We start from the raw sequence: 13,001 nt of genomic DNA, 5'->3' as shown, positions 1-13,001 counted from the left end.
TAACTAGAGTAAATTATGAGTCGTTCATTAAAAAAAGGTCCATACATTAACGTATCACTTGAAAAGAAAATTCTCGCTATGAATGAGAGTGGTAAAAAGAGTGTAGTTAAGACATGGGCTAGAGCATCAATGATTTCCCCTGATTTTGTGGGACACACTGTTGCAGTTCATAACGGAAATAAATTTATCCCTGTTTACGTTACAGAAAACATGGTTGGACATAAGTTGGGAGAATTCTCACCGACACGTAAGTTCGGCGGCCATGCAGGTAATAAAAGATAAGCAGGTCAATCCATTGAAAATAAAAAGATAAAATAATGGGAGCAAGAAAAAAAATATCGGCTGAAAAAAGAAAAGAAGCCCTTAAAACATTGTACTTCGCAAAGTTGAAAGGCGTGCCATCTTCTCCGCGTAAAATGCGTTATGTCGTAGACATGATCCGCGGCCTGGAAGTTAATCGCGCTCTTGGCGTCTTGAAGTTCTCTAAAAAAGCTGCAGCAGCTGACGTAGAGAAACTTCTCCGCTCTGCTATTGCAAACTGGGAAACAAAGAATGACCGCAAAGCTGAGGATGGTGAATTATACATTAGTAAGGTCTTCGTTGATGAAGGCGTAACTCTCAAGCGTATGAGACCAGCACCTCAGGGAAGAGGTTTCAGAATCCGTAAACGTTCTAACCACGTCACACTCTTTGTCGAGACGAAAGCATCAGACGCTAAAACTAATGATAAATAATTAATAGAATGGGACAGAAAGTTAATCCAATAAGCAACCGTTTAGGAATTGTCAGAGGTTGGGATTCAAATTGGTTTGGAGGCAAAGACTTCGGAGATAATTTAGTAGAAGATTCTAAAATCCGAAAGTATCTTAACGAGCGTTTGGCTAAGGCTAGCGTATCTCGTATTGTCATCGAACGTACTTTGAAACTAGTTACCATTACTGTTTGTACAGCTCGTCCGGGCATTGTCATTGGTAAAGGTGGTCAAGATGTTGACAAACTGAAGGAAGAGTTGAAAAAACTCTATGATAAAGAGATACAAATTAATATCTTTGAAGTAAAGAAGCCAGAACTTGATGCTTCTATAGTAGCTAATAATATAGCTCGTCAAGTTGAAGGTAAAATAGCTTATAGACGTGCAATTAAAATGGCTATAGCTAATACAATGCGCTCTGGAGCTGAAGGTATTAAAGTTCAAATTGCAGGTCGATTAAACGGAGCTGAAATGGCCCGTAAAGAAATGTATAAAGAAGGACGTACTCCTTTGCATACTTTTCGTGCAGATATCGATTTCTGCCAGGCAGAAGCTCTTACAAAGGTAGGTCTACTGGGCATAAAGGTTTGGATTTGCCGTGGTGAAGTTTATGGAAAACGTGATTTAACACCTAACTTCTCACAGAGCAAAGATAATAATAGTCGCCAGAATGGTGGCAAGCCTGGAAGAAACCGTAAGAGAAACAATAACCGCTAAAAAGTAAGAAGCTATCATGTTACAACCTAAGAGAGTAAAATATAGAAGACCCCAAGACGGACGTGGCAACAAAGGCAACGCCCACAGAGGTACACAATTGGCTTTCGGATCATTTGGAATCAAAACTCTAGAGGCCAAATGGTTGGATAGTCGTCAGATTGAGGCAGCTCGTGTAGCTGTCAACCGTTACATGCAGCGCGAAGGTCAAGTTTGGATTCGTATCTTTCCAGATAAACCAATAACTCGTAAACCTGCAGACGTACGTATGGGTAAAGGAAAAGGAGATCCAGCAGGCTGGGTCGCTCCTGTTACACCAGGACGTATCCTCTTTGAAGTAGAAGGCGTTTCTTTTGATATTGCTAAAGAGGCTTTGCGCCTTGCAGCACAGAAACTACCTGTTAAGACTAAGTTTGTTGTTAGACGTGATTTCGATAAAAACGCTTAATTATTATGAAGATTAAAGAAGTAAGAGAACTTGATGCTAAGGACTTAGCAGAGAGAATAGAAAATGAAGTGGCAAAATACAACCAAATGAAGTTGAACCACTCTATTACTCCACTGGAGAATCCATTACAGATTAAGGCTGCTCGTCGAAATATAGCACGTATGAAATCAGAACTCCGTCAGAGAGAACTCAATAAATAACAATGGTCCAGATGGAAACAAGAAATTTAAGAAAGACAAGAACGGGTGTCGTTGTTAGCGATAAAATGGATAAGACCATTGTTATTGCTGCTAAATTTAAGGAAATGCACCCAATATATGGTAAGTTTGTTCAGAAAACAAAAAAGTACCATGTACATGATGAGAAAAATGAGGCTAATGTAGGTGATACAGTACTCATTATGGAGACTCGTCCTTTGAGCAAAACAAAGAGATGGAGATTAGTTCAAATAATTGAAAAAGCTAAGTAATTATGATACAAGCAGAATCAAGACTTACAGTATGTGATAATAGCGGCGCTCGTGAGGTTCTATGTATCCGCGTCCTTGGTGGAACACGTCGTCGTTACGCAAGTGTGGGTGATGTTATTGTCGTTGCAGTTAAAAACGTCATCCCGTCAAGTGATTTGAAAAAAGGTGCAGTATCAAAGGCTTTAATTGTTCGCACAAAGAAGGAAATTCGTAGAGCAGATGGTTCTTATATCCGCTTTGACGATAATGCTTGTATTTTGTTGAACAATGCAGGTGAACTTCGTGGTAGCCGTATTTTCGGCCCTGTAGCTCGTGAGTTACGTGCAGTCAATATGAAAGTCGTTTCGTTGGCACCTGAGGTACTTTAACATTTAAGTAATAGAAGTAATGAGCAAGTTACATATAAAGAAAAACGATACAGTTATTGTCCTTTCAGGTAATGATAAGGGCAAAACTGGTAAGGTGCTAAAGATCTTGGTAGAAGAAAACCGTGCTATTGTTGAGGGCATTAATGTCGTTTCAAAGAGCACAAAACCAAGCGCTAAGAACCCTCAGGGTGGAATTGTTAAACAAGAAGCCCCAATACAGATTTCTAATTTGAGTTTGATTGATCCTAAAAGTGGTAAAGCTACTCGTATTTCAATTAAGAAAAATGAGGATGGAACAAAAGTTCGTATCGCTAAAAAATCAGGGGAGGAAATTAAATAATGAATACAGCACAATTAAAGAATGTATATGTTGAGAGCATAGCTCCAGCACTGCAAAAACAGTTTAATTATTCTTCGACTATGCAGATTCCAGTCTTGAAAAAGATCGTTATCAATCAAGGTTTAGGTGATGCAACTCAAGATAAGAAAATAGTAGACGTAGCGATAAACGAAATCACTACAATAACAGGACAAAAAGCTGTCGCTACATATTCAAAGAAAGATATTGCGAATTTTAAGCTTCGTAAAAAAATGCCTATCGGTGTTATGGTTACTCTTCGTCGTGAACGTATGTACGAATTCCTAGAGAAATTAGTACGTGTTGCGCTTCCTCGTATTCGTGACTTTAAGGGTATTGAGAGCAAGTTTGATGGTCGTGGTAACTATACACTTGGAATTGAGGAACAGATTATATTTCCTGAAATCAACATCGATACTGTAGATCGTATTCAAGGAATGAACATTACTTTCGTTACATCAGCTAACACTGATGAAGAAGGTTCTGCACTCCTTAAAGGATTTGGTCTGCCATTCAAAAATTCTAAAAACGATTAAGAGATATGGCTAAAGAATCAATGAAAGCTCGCGAAGTTAAACGCGCTAAAATGGTAGCTCGTTATGCAGAAAAACGCGCAGCATTGAAAACGGTAATCGCAACAAGCGATGATCCTGCAGAAGCTTATGAAGCAGCACGCAAACTTCAAAGTATTCCTCGTAATGCAAACCCAATCCGTTTGCATAATCGTTGTAAGATAACTGGTCGTCCAAAGGGATATATCCGTCAATTTGGTCTTTCACGTATTCAATTCCGTGAAATGGCTTCTAACGGTTTAATACCTGGAGTAAAGAAGGCCAGTTGGTAATTTAAAGAACATTTTTTAATATTGTCGGGGACTCCCGATTAATTAAACATTTATATTTTATGACAGATCCAATAGCAGATTATCTGACGAGGTTGAGAAACGCAATCATGGCTCATCACCGTGTAGTTGAAGTACCAGCCTCTAACTTGAAGAAAGAGATCACTAAGATCCTCTTCGAGAAGGGTTACATTTTGAACTATAAGTTCATTGAAGTAGGCCCACAAGGAACCATAAAGGTTGCCTTGAAGTACGATTCAGCTACAAAAACAAACGCTATTAAGTGTTTGAAAAGAGTGTCTACACCAGGTTTACGTAAGTATACTGGCTATAAAGACATGCCGAGAGTAATTAACGGATTAGGTATAGCAATTATATCTACATCTAAAGGTGTAATGACAAACAAAGAGGCTTCTGACCTGAAAATTGGTGGTGAAGTTCTTTGCTATGTATATTAATTGGAGGATTAGAAATGTCTAGAATAGGAAAATTACCAATTAGTATTCCTGCAGGTGTAACTGTTAATCAAAAGGATGGTATTGTTACAGTAAAAGGTCCTAAAGGCGAACTTTCACAGATGATAGATTCTTCTATTATTGTTAAAATAGCTGATGGTCAAATTGAATTTGAAGTTGATGAGAAAAGCTCTGTTGATCAGAAGCAAAAACAAGCATTTCATGGCCTTTATCGTTCATTAGTTAATAATATGGTTATTGGCGTAAGTGAAGGATATAAGAAAACCTTGGAGTTGGTTGGTGTTGGTTATCGTGTTTCAAATCAAGGTAACATTATAGAATTTGCTCTAGGTTATACACACCCTATTTTCATACAATTACCTAGTGAAGTTAAGGTTGAGACTAAATCAGAAAGAAATCAAAACCCTATACTTATGTTGGAGTCTTGCGACAAACAGTTGTTAGGCCTTATTTGTGCAAAAATTCGTTCTTTCCGTATGCCTGAACCTTATAAAGGAAAAGGTATATTGTTCCAAGGCGAGGTCATCCGCAGAAAGTCTGGTAAGACAGCTGCAGCTAAGTAACTTTAATAATTTACGATTATGACAACAAAGAAAGTAGAAAGACGAATAAAAATTAAATATAGAATTCGTAAGAGCGTAAATGGTTCTGTAGAAAGACCACGTATGAGTGTATTTCGCAGTAACAAGCAAATTTATGTTCAGATAATAAATGATCAGGAAGGTAAAACTTTAGCTTCTGCTTCTTCTATAGGTTTGGAAACAATGCCTAAGATACAGCAAGCTGAAAAGGTTGGAGAATTGGTAGCAAAGAAAGCTCTAGAAGCTGGAATTACTTCAGTTGTCTTTGACCGTAATGGTTACCTTTATCATGGTAGAGTTAAACAACTTGCTGATGCAGCACGTAAAGTTGGACTTAAATTTTAAACGATTATGGCAATGGACAAAGTTAAAGTAAATAGTGACGTTGAATTAAAAGACAGACTGGTTGCTATAAACCGTGTTACTAAGGTAACTAAGGGAGGTCGTACCTTCACTTTTGCGGCTATCGTTGTAGTAGGCGATGGCAACGGCGTAATCGGTTACGGTTTAGGAAAAGCTGGAGAAGTAACTGCAGCAATTGCAAAAGGTGTAGAAGCTGCAAAGAAAAATCTCGTTAAGGTTCCTGTTCTTAAAGGAACAGTTCCTCATGAGATGGAAGCACATTTCGGTGGATCACAGGTTCTGCTTAAGCCAGCAGCAGCTGGTACTGGTGTAGTAGCCGGTGGAGCTATGCGTGCTGTTCTTGAAAGTGTTGGTATTAAAGACGTTTTGGCAAAGTCAAAAGGCTCTTCAAATCCTCACAATCTTGTTAAAGCTACAATTCTTGCTCTTAGTCAGATGCGAGATGCTTACACTATAGCAGGCACACGTGGCATTAGTATGGACAAAGTTTTTAGAGGATAAGGAGAATAAAATATGGCAACAATTAAAATCAAACAGATTAAGAGCCGCGTTAATGCTCCTAAAGATCAAAAGCGTACGCTCATCGCACTAGGATTGCACAAAATTTCTCAGGTAGTAGAGGTTGAGGATAATCCATCAATGCGTGGAATGATAAGTAAGGTTCACCATTTGGTAACTGTTATCGATTAATTAATCCAAACGTTTAAAAAGATTCGATTATGAAATTAAATAATTTAAAACCAGCCGAAGGTTCTACGCATTCAAGCCGTAGAATTGGACGTGGTACTGGTTCTGGTCTTGGTGGCACTTCTACACGTGGTAATAAAGGTGCAAAGTCAAGATCAGGTTATAAGAGAAAGATTGGATTTGAAGGTGGCCAGATGCCATTACAACGTCGTATTCCGAAGGCAGGATTTAAAAATATCAACCATAAGGAATATGTAGCTGTAAACCTTTCAACACTTCAGTCTCTTGCAGAAAGCAAAAACCTTACAAAAATATCTAAGAGTGATCTTGTGGATGCAGATTTAGTAAAAGCTAGTTCATTAGTTAAGATATTGGGTAATGGAGAACTGAAAGCAAAACTTGAAGTAGAAGCTAACGCTTTCTCAAAAACAGCTGAAGAGGCAATCAAGGCTGTAGGTGGAAATGCAACTATAATCTAAGTATATTATGAAGAAGTTTATTGAGACACTAAAGAACTGTTGGAAGATTGAAGATTTGCGTCAACGCTTATTAATTACTCTTCTATTTGCTGCGATTTATCGTTTTGGGTCATTCGTGGTTTTGCCAGGTATAAATCCGAGCATGTTGTATAAATTACAGTCCCAAACAGCAGGTGGTTTGATGTCACTGCTGGATATGTTCTCTGGTGGTGCATTTTCTAATGCTTCAATATTTGCATTGGGAATTATGCCTTATATCTCAGCTTCTATCGTAATGCAACTTCTTGCTGTAGCTGTACCTTATTTTCAGAAGATGCAGCGTGAAGGCGAAAGTGGCCATAAAAAGATTAATTGGTATACACGTGTGCTTACAATTGCAATATTGCTTTTTCAGGCACCGTCATACCTTATTAATCTTAAAATGCAAGCCACAGGCGCTTTGGCATCAGGCGTTTCTTGGTCAGTATTCATGATACCAGCCACTATAATCCTTGCTGCAGGTAGTATGTTCGTCCTTTGGTTAGGGGAGCGCATTACTGATAAAGGTGTAGGCAATGGCATATCTCTAATCATTATGATTGGTATTATTGCTCGTCTACCTCAAGCTTTTGTACAGGAAATTGGCTCTAGATTCACCGCAATAACAGGTGGTGGTCTTGTTATGTTTATTGTTGAGATTATAATCCTTTATGTCGTTGTTTGTGCATCTATATTGTTAGTTCAAGGAACCCGAAAGGTCCCTGTTCAATATGCAAAACGTCTTGTTGGAAATAAACAATATGGTGGTGCTCGTCAGTACATACCATTGAAGTTGTTTGCTGCTAATGTAATGCCAATAATTTTTGCACAGGCTTTAATGTTCATTCCTTTAGCGTTCGTGAAATATTCAACAGGAGATAATACTAGTTGGGTTATGCGTTCATTGATGGATCATAGAAGTTTGATGTATAATTGTGTATTTGCTCTTTTGATTATTGCATTTACATATTTTTATACAGCTATTACTTTAAATCCACAACAGATGGCTGAGGATATGAAGCGAAATAACGGATTTATCCCAGGTATAAAACCAGGAAAGGATACCGCGGAATATATTGATACAGTAATGTCTCGTATAACATTCCCTGGTTCACTTTTTATTGCTTTTGTAGCGATAATGCCTGCTTTCGCCGGTCTTCTGAATGTACAGGATGCTTTCTCTCAATTCTTTGGAGGTACATCATTGCTGATTTTAGTCGGTGTGGTTATAGATACCTTACAACAGGTTGAAAGTCATTTGCTTATGCGTCATTATGATGGCTTGTTGAATTCAGGTCATGTACGTGGCAAATCTGGAGGCGTTTCAGCGTATTAATGTCTATCTGAAATGCATATATTTCTGAAGACTGAAGATGAAATTGAGTTGATGTATAATGCGAACCAACTCGTCGGTAAAACGCTAGGCGAGTTGGCAAAGCATATAAAACCAGGTGTTACAACTTTGGAATTGGACAAAATTGCGGATGAATTCATTAGAGATAATGGTGCCGTTCCTACTTTCAAGGGGGTTGAAAATCCTTATGGAGGTCCTTTTCCTGCAAGTATTTGTACATCAGTTAATGATGTAGTTGTACATGGTATCCCAGATAGTAAAACTGTCCTAAAAGAAGGAGATATAATATCGATAGACTGTGGCACGCTTTTAGATGGCTTTAATGGAGATTCTTGTTACACTTTTGCTGTAGGAGAAATTTCTGAAGAAGCTAAAGCATTGCTTAAGACTACAAAAGAGTCTCTTTATCTAGGAATAGAAAAAGCTGTTGCTGGAAAGCATATAGGTGACATTGGAAGTGCAATTCAAGAATATTGTGAAGGTCATTGTTACGGAATCGTAAGAGAATTGGTCGGACATGGTATAGGAAAAGAAATGCATGAAGATCCTCAAGTTCCTAATTATGGGAAAAAAGGTAACGGAGTTCTTTTGAAAGCAGGGATGTGTATAGCGATAGAACCTATGGTTACAATGGGTGATAAGTCCATTTATGTGATGCCAGATCGCTGGAGTATAAGAACAAGGGATTGTAAACCTGCAGCACATTTTGAGCATACAATAGCAATTAGAAAGGGAAAAACTTCTATTTTATCTTCCTTTGAGGAAGTTGAACGTATTGAAGGAAAATTATATTAATTATGGCAAAACAATCCGCTATCGAGCAAGACGGAACAATCGTAGAAGCATTATCAAATGCAATGTTTCGAGTAGAATTGGAAAATGGACATGAGATAACAGCGCACATCTCTGGTAAGATGAGAATGCACTATATCAAAATTTTACCCGGAGATAAAGTAAAGGTTGAAATGAGTCCTTATGATTTATCAAAAGGTAGAATAGTATTTAGATACAAATAAAATTAGAGATATGAAGACAAAAGCATCACTGAAGAAACGCACACCGGAATGTAAAATTGTCCGTCGCAAAGGTCGTTTGTTCGTTATTAACAAAAAGAACCCTAAGTACAAGTTGCGTCAGGGTTAAAAGAGTAAAGTTTACAAATAAACATTATTAATTCATTTATTTAATATGGCAATAAGAATTGTTGGAGTAGATTTGCCCCAGAATAAGCGTGGCGAAATCGCATTGACTTATATCTATGGTATAGGTCGAAATAGTTCAGCAAAGATATTGGATAAGGCAGGCGTAAGTCGTGACCTGAAAGTCAGCGAATGGACTGATGACCAGGCAGCTAAAATCCGTGAAATTATCGGCGCTGGATTCAAAGTAGAAGGTGATCTCCGTTCAGAGATCCAGTTGAACATTAAGCGACTGATGGATATTGGTTGTTATCGTGGAGTTCGTCATCGTAATGGTCTTCCGGTTCGCGGTCAGAGCACAAAAAATAATGCTCGTACACGTAAAGGCAAGAAGAAGACTGTTGCTAATAAGAAAAAGGCTACTAAATAATAATTAGTTATGGCAAAGAAAACAGCAACATCAAAGAAAAGAAACGTAAAGGTTGATGCTATGGGACAGTTACATGTCCATAGTTCATTCAACAATATTATCGTGTCTTTAGCAAATAGCGAAGGCCAGATTATTTCATGGTCTTCTGCAGGAAAAATGGGATTCCGTGGTTCTAAGAAGAATACCCCTTATGCAGCACAGATGGCAGCAGAGGATTGCTCAAAGATCGCTTTTGATCTTGGCTTACGTAAAGTAAAGGCATTCGTTAAAGGTCCAGGAAATGGTCGTGAATCAGCCATACGTGCCGTACATTCAGCAGGTATAGAAGTTACTGAAATTGTTGATGTAACTCCATTACCACATAATGGATGCCGTCCTCCAAAGAGACGAAGAGTATAATTACTAATATTTAATTTAAAGCATATAATTTTATTATGGCAAGATATACAGGACCGAAATCAAAAATTGCACGTCGTTTTGGTGAACCAATATTCGGCGCAGACAAAGTTTTGTCCAGAAGGAACTTCCCTCCTGGACAGCATGGCAACAACCGTCGTAGAAAACTCTCTGAGTATGGTGTCATGTTGGCAGAGAAGCAAAAGGCAAAATATACATATGGAGTTCTCGAACGTCAGTTTCGTAACATGTTTGCTAAAGCAGCAAAGTCAGATGGTATTACCGGTGAGGTTCTTCTTCAGGACCTTGAGAGTCGTCTAGATAATGTTGTATTCCGTTTGGGAATGGCGCCAACACGTGCAGCAGCTCGCCAATTGGTAGGTCACAAACATATAGTAGTTGACGGTAAAGTTGTATCAATTCCTTCTTATTCAGTTAAACCAGGTCAGATTATAGCAGTACGCGAAAAGGCTAAATCATTAGAAGTCATAGATGCTGCGCTTGCTGGTTTTAACCACAGTAAGTATCCTTGGATTGAGTGGGATGAGAATACTAAGAGTGGTAAGTTCTTGCATAAGCCAGAACGTGCCGACATTCCAGAGAATATAAAGGAACAATTAATCGTTGAGTTGTACTCTAAATAAATCATTAAATTAATGGCGATATTAGCATTTCAAAAACCTGATAAAGTAGTAATGCTGGAGGCTGATGACAAGTTCGGTAAATTCGAATTTCGTCCATTAGAGCCTGGCTTTGGTGTTACCGTCGGTAACGCTTTACGCCGTATTCTTCTTTCATCGCTCGAGGGTTATGCTATTAACACAATCCGCATTGCGGGTGTGGAGCATGAGTTCTCATCAGTACCTGGTGTAAAGGAAGATGTAACCAACATTATCTTGAATCTGAAACAAGTAAGATTCAAGCAAGTAGTAGAAGAATTCGAGAATGAAAAAGTCAGTATCACCGTCGAGAATTCTACGGAATTTAAGGCTGGTGATATAGGTAAGTATCTGACTGGATTTGAAGTGTTAAACCCTGAAATGGTGATTTGTCATTTAGATGCCAAAGCTTCAATGCAGATTGATCTTACCATTAACAAAGGTCGCGGATATGTACCGTCTGATGAAAATCGCGAGTACTGCACCGATGCTAACGTAATTCCAATCGATTCTATTTACACTCCAATCCGTAATGTAAAATATTCAGTTGAGCCGTTCCGTGTTGAACAGAAAACTGACTATGACAAGCTTGTTATAGATGTAACAACGGATGGTTCCATCAACCCGAAGGATGCCCTTAAAGAGGCCGCAAAAATTTTGATTTATCATTTCATGTTGTTTTCTGATGAGAAAATCACTCTTGAAACAGGTGAAAATGAAAATAATCAAGAATTTGATGAAGAAGTTCTTCATATGCGTCAATTGTTAAAGACTAAACTCGTTGATATGAATCTGTCAGTACGTGCTCTCAATTGTTTGAAAGCTGCTGATGTAGAAACATTAGGCGATTTAGTACAGTACAATAAGACTGACCTCTTGAAGTTCCGTAACTTCGGTAAGAAATCGCTCACTGAGCTTGATGATTTGCTCGAGAGTCTGAATCTATCGTTTGGAACCGATATTTCTAAATATAAATTAGATAAAGATTAAAAAAAAATGAGACACAATAAGAAATTCAACCACTTGAGTCGTACTGCATCTCACCGTAATGCGATGCTTGCAAACATGGCAATATCTCTGATCATGCACAAAAGAATCACTACGACTCTTGCCAAAGCAAAGGCTTTGAAAAAATATGTAGAACCTATGATAACACGTTCTAAAGAAGATACAACTAATTCACGTCGTGTTGTCTTTCGTAATCTGCAAAATAAATTTGCTGTTACGGAACTCTTCAAGGAAGTCTCTGCTAAAGTGGCTGATCGTCCAGGAGGATACACTCGTATAATCAAATTAGGATCTCGCCAAGGAGATGCAGCTTCAATTTGTTTTATTGAACTTGTTGACTATGATGAAAACATGGCAAAGACAAATAAACCAGTTGCAAAGAAAACTCGTCGTGCAGGTAAGAAAGCTACTGCTAAAGTAGAAGAAACTGTCGTAGAGGCTCCAAAAGCAGAAGAAGCAAAAACTGAAGAAGCTCCAAAAGCTGAATAAATTACAGTTAGATAAAAAATGAAGACGTCTCTTAAAAAAAAAGAGGCGTCTTCTTATTTTACGGGTTTAATAGTTAAAAAAATATAGAGTTTTATTTGTTTTCAATATAATAAATTATATTTGCAGCAATAAAACAATAAATTGATATGAAGAGGTCTGTATTATTTCTATGCGGGGCTATAACATTAAGTAGCTGTGGCTCATATACAGCAAATGGAGCCTACGCTGGATCAATGATCGGTTCAATGTTAGGTTCTGCTATTGGTGGTATAAGTAGTGGACCTAGAGGGAGTGATTTAGGTTCAATCTTTGGAATGGCTGGTGGGGCAGTTGCTGGTGCTGCAATAGGTTCTATTGCCGACAAAGCAGAAGAAAACGTTCAGTGTAGGCAAAATGGAGTTTCGCGAGATGATGCTACGGATGATCCTAGTGGCTTTGATCCTACGAATAGTGCAGACGATAGAATATATGAATACAATGACACTACTTACAGTGGAAATTATAGTGCAGTGCAACCACAGACATTGTCTCAATCAGCTATAGTATCAGATGTTGGTAATGGAGCATCATATGGGTTTAAATTAAATTCGACCATAGAAATACGTAATGCAAGATTTGTTGATATGAATCCGGATGGAATATTAAGGGCTAATGAAGAATGTAAAGTTATATTTGAAGTTATTAATAATTCATCAGATACACTTTATGATGTGCAGCCTACGGTTATAGAAACAACAGGTAATAAACATATATTTATATCTCCCAATATTCATGTTGAAAGTATCTTGCCTTATAAAGGAATAAGGTATACAGCTACAGTAAAGGCCGATAAAAGATTAAAAGATGGTATTGCCAAATTCTGTGTAGCAGTTGCTCAAGGTAATAATCAGATTACATCGAATGTAAAGGAGTTTTTGATTAAGACAAAGAAGTAATTTCTTTTTGTAATTCCAATCTTTTCTAGTTAATATAA

Annotated in this window: 26 protein-coding genes; all 26 read left to right on the top strand. The window is 37.9% G+C overall.

The annotated features are described in order from the left end of the window. Positions 1–15 precede the first annotated feature (15 nt). The 26 genes from rpsS to XYLOR_RS08840 all read left to right on the top strand — a co-directional run bounded on the left by rpsS (position 16) and on the right by XYLOR_RS08840 (position 12,963). Entirely contained in the window at positions 16–282 is a 267-nt protein-coding gene (gene rpsS, locus XYLOR_RS08960) for a 30S ribosomal protein S19 (RefSeq protein ID WP_036878632.1), read from the top strand. Positions 283–317: 35 nt separating this feature from the next. Then, positions 318–734, top strand: coding sequence for a 50S ribosomal protein L22 (gene rplV / locus XYLOR_RS08955; protein WP_036878629.1), 417 nt, complete (start codon positions 318–320; stop codon positions 732–734). A gap of 8 nt (positions 735–742) precedes the next feature. Continuing rightward, complete coding sequence (gene rpsC / locus XYLOR_RS08950; RefSeq protein ID WP_036878623.1) at positions 743–1,468, top strand: 30S ribosomal protein S3; 726 nt, start codon at positions 743–745, stop codon at positions 1,466–1,468. 16 nt (positions 1,469–1,484) lie between these two features. Continuing rightward, positions 1,485–1,913, top strand: a complete 429-nt coding sequence (rplP, locus tag XYLOR_RS08945) for a 50S ribosomal protein L16 (RefSeq protein ID WP_036878620.1) — start codon at positions 1,485–1,487, stop codon at positions 1,911–1,913. A 5-nt stretch (positions 1,914–1,918) separates the two neighbouring features. After that, positions 1,919–2,113 (top strand): 50S ribosomal protein L29, encoded by a 195-nt coding sequence (gene rpmC, locus XYLOR_RS08940; protein WP_036878617.1) that lies wholly within the window; start codon positions 1,919–1,921, stop codon positions 2,111–2,113. Between the two features lie 11 nt (positions 2,114–2,124). After that, the gene (gene rpsQ, locus XYLOR_RS08935) at positions 2,125–2,382 is read left to right on the top strand and encodes a 30S ribosomal protein S17 (protein ID WP_051509049.1); all 258 of its coding nucleotides are present in this window, start codon (positions 2,125–2,127) and stop codon (positions 2,380–2,382) included. Positions 2,383–2,384: 2 nt separating this feature from the next. Then, the gene (gene rplN, locus XYLOR_RS08930) at positions 2,385–2,750 is read left to right on the top strand and encodes a 50S ribosomal protein L14 (protein WP_036878611.1); all 366 of its coding nucleotides are present in this window, start codon (positions 2,385–2,387) and stop codon (positions 2,748–2,750) included. A 19-nt stretch (positions 2,751–2,769) separates the two neighbouring features. Beyond that, positions 2,770–3,090, top strand: a complete 321-nt coding sequence (gene rplX, locus XYLOR_RS08925; protein ID WP_036878609.1) for a 50S ribosomal protein L24 — start codon at positions 2,770–2,772, stop codon at positions 3,088–3,090. Next, positions 3,090–3,644 carry a 50S ribosomal protein L5 gene (gene rplE / locus XYLOR_RS08920; protein ID WP_036878606.1) on the top strand — a complete coding sequence of 185 codons (555 nt, stop codon included), beginning with the start codon at positions 3,090–3,092 and terminating at the stop codon, positions 3,642–3,644. The genes rplX and rplE overlap by 1 nt, the downstream gene beginning before the upstream one ends. Before the next feature lie 5 nt (positions 3,645–3,649). Beyond that, the gene (gene rpsN / locus XYLOR_RS08915; protein WP_036878603.1) at positions 3,650–3,952 is read left to right on the top strand and encodes a 30S ribosomal protein S14; all 303 of its coding nucleotides are present in this window, start codon (positions 3,650–3,652) and stop codon (positions 3,950–3,952) included. 59 nt (positions 3,953–4,011) lie between these two features. Then, positions 4,012–4,407: a 30S ribosomal protein S8 gene (gene rpsH, locus XYLOR_RS08910; protein ID WP_036878600.1), complete on the top strand. Its 396-nt coding sequence runs from the start codon at positions 4,012–4,014 to the stop codon at positions 4,405–4,407. 14 nt (positions 4,408–4,421) lie between these two features. Beyond that, a complete protein-coding gene (gene rplF, locus XYLOR_RS08905) occupies positions 4,422–4,988 on the top strand; it encodes a 50S ribosomal protein L6 (protein WP_036878599.1) in 567 nt (188 codons plus the stop codon). Between the two features lie 18 nt (positions 4,989–5,006). Continuing rightward, positions 5,007–5,351, top strand: a complete 345-nt coding sequence (gene rplR / locus XYLOR_RS08900; RefSeq protein WP_036878597.1) for a 50S ribosomal protein L18 — start codon at positions 5,007–5,009, stop codon at positions 5,349–5,351. Between the two features lie 6 nt (positions 5,352–5,357). Further along, positions 5,358–5,870 (top strand): 30S ribosomal protein S5, encoded by a 513-nt coding sequence (rpsE, locus tag XYLOR_RS08895; protein WP_036878595.1) that lies wholly within the window; start codon positions 5,358–5,360, stop codon positions 5,868–5,870. A 12-nt stretch (positions 5,871–5,882) separates the two neighbouring features. Continuing rightward, positions 5,883–6,059: a 50S ribosomal protein L30 gene (gene rpmD, locus XYLOR_RS08890; protein ID WP_036878592.1), complete on the top strand. Its 177-nt coding sequence runs from the start codon at positions 5,883–5,885 to the stop codon at positions 6,057–6,059. A gap of 29 nt (positions 6,060–6,088) precedes the next feature. Beyond that, the gene (gene rplO, locus XYLOR_RS08885) at positions 6,089–6,535 is read left to right on the top strand and encodes a 50S ribosomal protein L15 (protein ID WP_036878589.1); all 447 of its coding nucleotides are present in this window, start codon (positions 6,089–6,091) and stop codon (positions 6,533–6,535) included. Positions 6,536–6,542: 7 nt separating this feature from the next. Then, positions 6,543–7,889 carry a preprotein translocase subunit SecY gene (gene secY / locus XYLOR_RS08880; protein ID WP_036878586.1) on the top strand — a complete coding sequence of 449 codons (1,347 nt, stop codon included), beginning with the start codon at positions 6,543–6,545 and terminating at the stop codon, positions 7,887–7,889. A gap of 12 nt (positions 7,890–7,901) precedes the next feature. Next, a complete protein-coding gene (gene map / locus XYLOR_RS08875; RefSeq protein WP_036878583.1) occupies positions 7,902–8,702 on the top strand; it encodes a type I methionyl aminopeptidase in 801 nt (266 codons plus the stop codon). Positions 8,703–8,704: 2 nt separating this feature from the next. Beyond that, positions 8,705–8,923 carry a translation initiation factor IF-1 gene (gene infA / locus XYLOR_RS08870; RefSeq protein ID WP_036878582.1) on the top strand — a complete coding sequence of 73 codons (219 nt, stop codon included), beginning with the start codon at positions 8,705–8,707 and terminating at the stop codon, positions 8,921–8,923. Positions 8,924–8,933: 10 nt separating this feature from the next. Then, positions 8,934–9,050: a 50S ribosomal protein L36 gene (rpmJ, locus tag XYLOR_RS13630; protein WP_084608581.1), complete on the top strand. Its 117-nt coding sequence runs from the start codon at positions 8,934–8,936 to the stop codon at positions 9,048–9,050. Between the two features lie 45 nt (positions 9,051–9,095). Further along, a complete protein-coding gene (gene rpsM / locus XYLOR_RS08865) occupies positions 9,096–9,476 on the top strand; it encodes a 30S ribosomal protein S13 (protein ID WP_036878578.1) in 381 nt (126 codons plus the stop codon). 9 nt (positions 9,477–9,485) lie between these two features. Then, positions 9,486–9,875, top strand: coding sequence for a 30S ribosomal protein S11 (gene rpsK / locus XYLOR_RS08860; RefSeq protein WP_036878576.1), 390 nt, complete (start codon positions 9,486–9,488; stop codon positions 9,873–9,875). 35 nt (positions 9,876–9,910) lie between these two features. Then, positions 9,911–10,516 carry a 30S ribosomal protein S4 gene (gene rpsD / locus XYLOR_RS08855; protein ID WP_036878573.1) on the top strand — a complete coding sequence of 202 codons (606 nt, stop codon included), beginning with the start codon at positions 9,911–9,913 and terminating at the stop codon, positions 10,514–10,516. A 12-nt stretch (positions 10,517–10,528) separates the two neighbouring features. After that, entirely contained in the window at positions 10,529–11,521 is a 993-nt protein-coding gene (locus XYLOR_RS08850) for a DNA-directed RNA polymerase subunit alpha (protein ID WP_036878570.1), read from the top strand. 6 nt (positions 11,522–11,527) lie between these two features. Beyond that, positions 11,528–12,028 (top strand): 50S ribosomal protein L17, encoded by a 501-nt coding sequence (gene rplQ, locus XYLOR_RS08845; RefSeq protein ID WP_036878566.1) that lies wholly within the window; start codon positions 11,528–11,530, stop codon positions 12,026–12,028. A 146-nt stretch (positions 12,029–12,174) separates the two neighbouring features. Next, entirely contained in the window at positions 12,175–12,963 is a 789-nt protein-coding gene (locus tag XYLOR_RS08840; RefSeq protein ID WP_036878563.1) for a hypothetical protein, read from the top strand. The last annotated feature ends 38 nt before the right edge of the window (positions 12,964–13,001 follow it).

Source organism: Xylanibacter oryzae DSM 17970, from assembly GCF_000585355.1.
Classification (GTDB): Bacteria; Bacteroidota; Bacteroidia; order Bacteroidales; family Bacteroidaceae; genus Prevotella; species Prevotella oryzae.
Note: the sequence above shows the minus strand (reverse complement) of the source record. Positions and strands in the feature narration are given on the sequence as shown.

Excerpts from the sequence above, each read along its gene's own strand:
- rpsS (WP_036878632.1), top strand. The coding sequence starts at position 16 with ATGAGTCGTTCATTAAAAAAAGGTCCATACATTAACGTATCACTTGAA.
- rplV (WP_036878629.1), top strand. The coding sequence starts at position 318 with ATGGGAGCAAGAAAAAAAATATCGGCTGAAAAAAGAAAAGAAGCCCTT.
- rpsC (WP_036878623.1), top strand. The coding sequence starts at position 743 with ATGGGACAGAAAGTTAATCCAATAAGCAACCGTTTAGGAATTGTCAGA.
- rplP (WP_036878620.1), top strand. The coding sequence starts at position 1,485 with ATGTTACAACCTAAGAGAGTAAAATATAGAAGACCCCAAGACGGACGT.
- rpmC (WP_036878617.1), top strand. The coding sequence starts at position 1,919 with ATGAAGATTAAAGAAGTAAGAGAACTTGATGCTAAGGACTTAGCAGAG.
- rpsQ (WP_051509049.1), top strand. The coding sequence starts at position 2,125 with ATGGAAACAAGAAATTTAAGAAAGACAAGAACGGGTGTCGTTGTTAGC.
- rplN (WP_036878611.1), top strand. The coding sequence starts at position 2,385 with ATGATACAAGCAGAATCAAGACTTACAGTATGTGATAATAGCGGCGCT.
- rplX (WP_036878609.1), top strand. The coding sequence starts at position 2,770 with ATGAGCAAGTTACATATAAAGAAAAACGATACAGTTATTGTCCTTTCA.
- rplE (WP_036878606.1), top strand. The coding sequence starts at position 3,090 with ATGAATACAGCACAATTAAAGAATGTATATGTTGAGAGCATAGCTCCA.
- rpsN (WP_036878603.1), top strand. The coding sequence starts at position 3,650 with ATGGCTAAAGAATCAATGAAAGCTCGCGAAGTTAAACGCGCTAAAATG.
- rpsH (WP_036878600.1), top strand. The coding sequence starts at position 4,012 with ATGACAGATCCAATAGCAGATTATCTGACGAGGTTGAGAAACGCAATC.
- rplF (WP_036878599.1), top strand. The coding sequence starts at position 4,422 with ATGTCTAGAATAGGAAAATTACCAATTAGTATTCCTGCAGGTGTAACT.
- rplR (WP_036878597.1), top strand. The coding sequence starts at position 5,007 with ATGACAACAAAGAAAGTAGAAAGACGAATAAAAATTAAATATAGAATT.
- rpsE (WP_036878595.1), top strand. The coding sequence starts at position 5,358 with ATGGCAATGGACAAAGTTAAAGTAAATAGTGACGTTGAATTAAAAGAC.
- rpmD (WP_036878592.1), top strand. The coding sequence starts at position 5,883 with ATGGCAACAATTAAAATCAAACAGATTAAGAGCCGCGTTAATGCTCCT.
- rplO (WP_036878589.1), top strand. The coding sequence starts at position 6,089 with ATGAAATTAAATAATTTAAAACCAGCCGAAGGTTCTACGCATTCAAGC.
- secY (WP_036878586.1), top strand. The coding sequence starts at position 6,543 with ATGAAGAAGTTTATTGAGACACTAAAGAACTGTTGGAAGATTGAAGAT.
- map (WP_036878583.1), top strand. The coding sequence starts at position 7,902 with ATGCATATATTTCTGAAGACTGAAGATGAAATTGAGTTGATGTATAAT.
- infA (WP_036878582.1), top strand. The coding sequence starts at position 8,705 with ATGGCAAAACAATCCGCTATCGAGCAAGACGGAACAATCGTAGAAGCA.
- rpmJ (WP_084608581.1), top strand. The coding sequence starts at position 8,934 with ATGAAGACAAAAGCATCACTGAAGAAACGCACACCGGAATGTAAAATT.
- rpsM (WP_036878578.1), top strand. The coding sequence starts at position 9,096 with ATGGCAATAAGAATTGTTGGAGTAGATTTGCCCCAGAATAAGCGTGGC.
- rpsK (WP_036878576.1), top strand. The coding sequence starts at position 9,486 with ATGGCAAAGAAAACAGCAACATCAAAGAAAAGAAACGTAAAGGTTGAT.
- rpsD (WP_036878573.1), top strand. The coding sequence starts at position 9,911 with ATGGCAAGATATACAGGACCGAAATCAAAAATTGCACGTCGTTTTGGT.
- XYLOR_RS08850 (WP_036878570.1), top strand. The coding sequence starts at position 10,529 with ATGGCGATATTAGCATTTCAAAAACCTGATAAAGTAGTAATGCTGGAG.
- rplQ (WP_036878566.1), top strand. The coding sequence starts at position 11,528 with ATGAGACACAATAAGAAATTCAACCACTTGAGTCGTACTGCATCTCAC.
- XYLOR_RS08840 (WP_036878563.1), top strand. The coding sequence starts at position 12,175 with ATGAAGAGGTCTGTATTATTTCTATGCGGGGCTATAACATTAAGTAGC.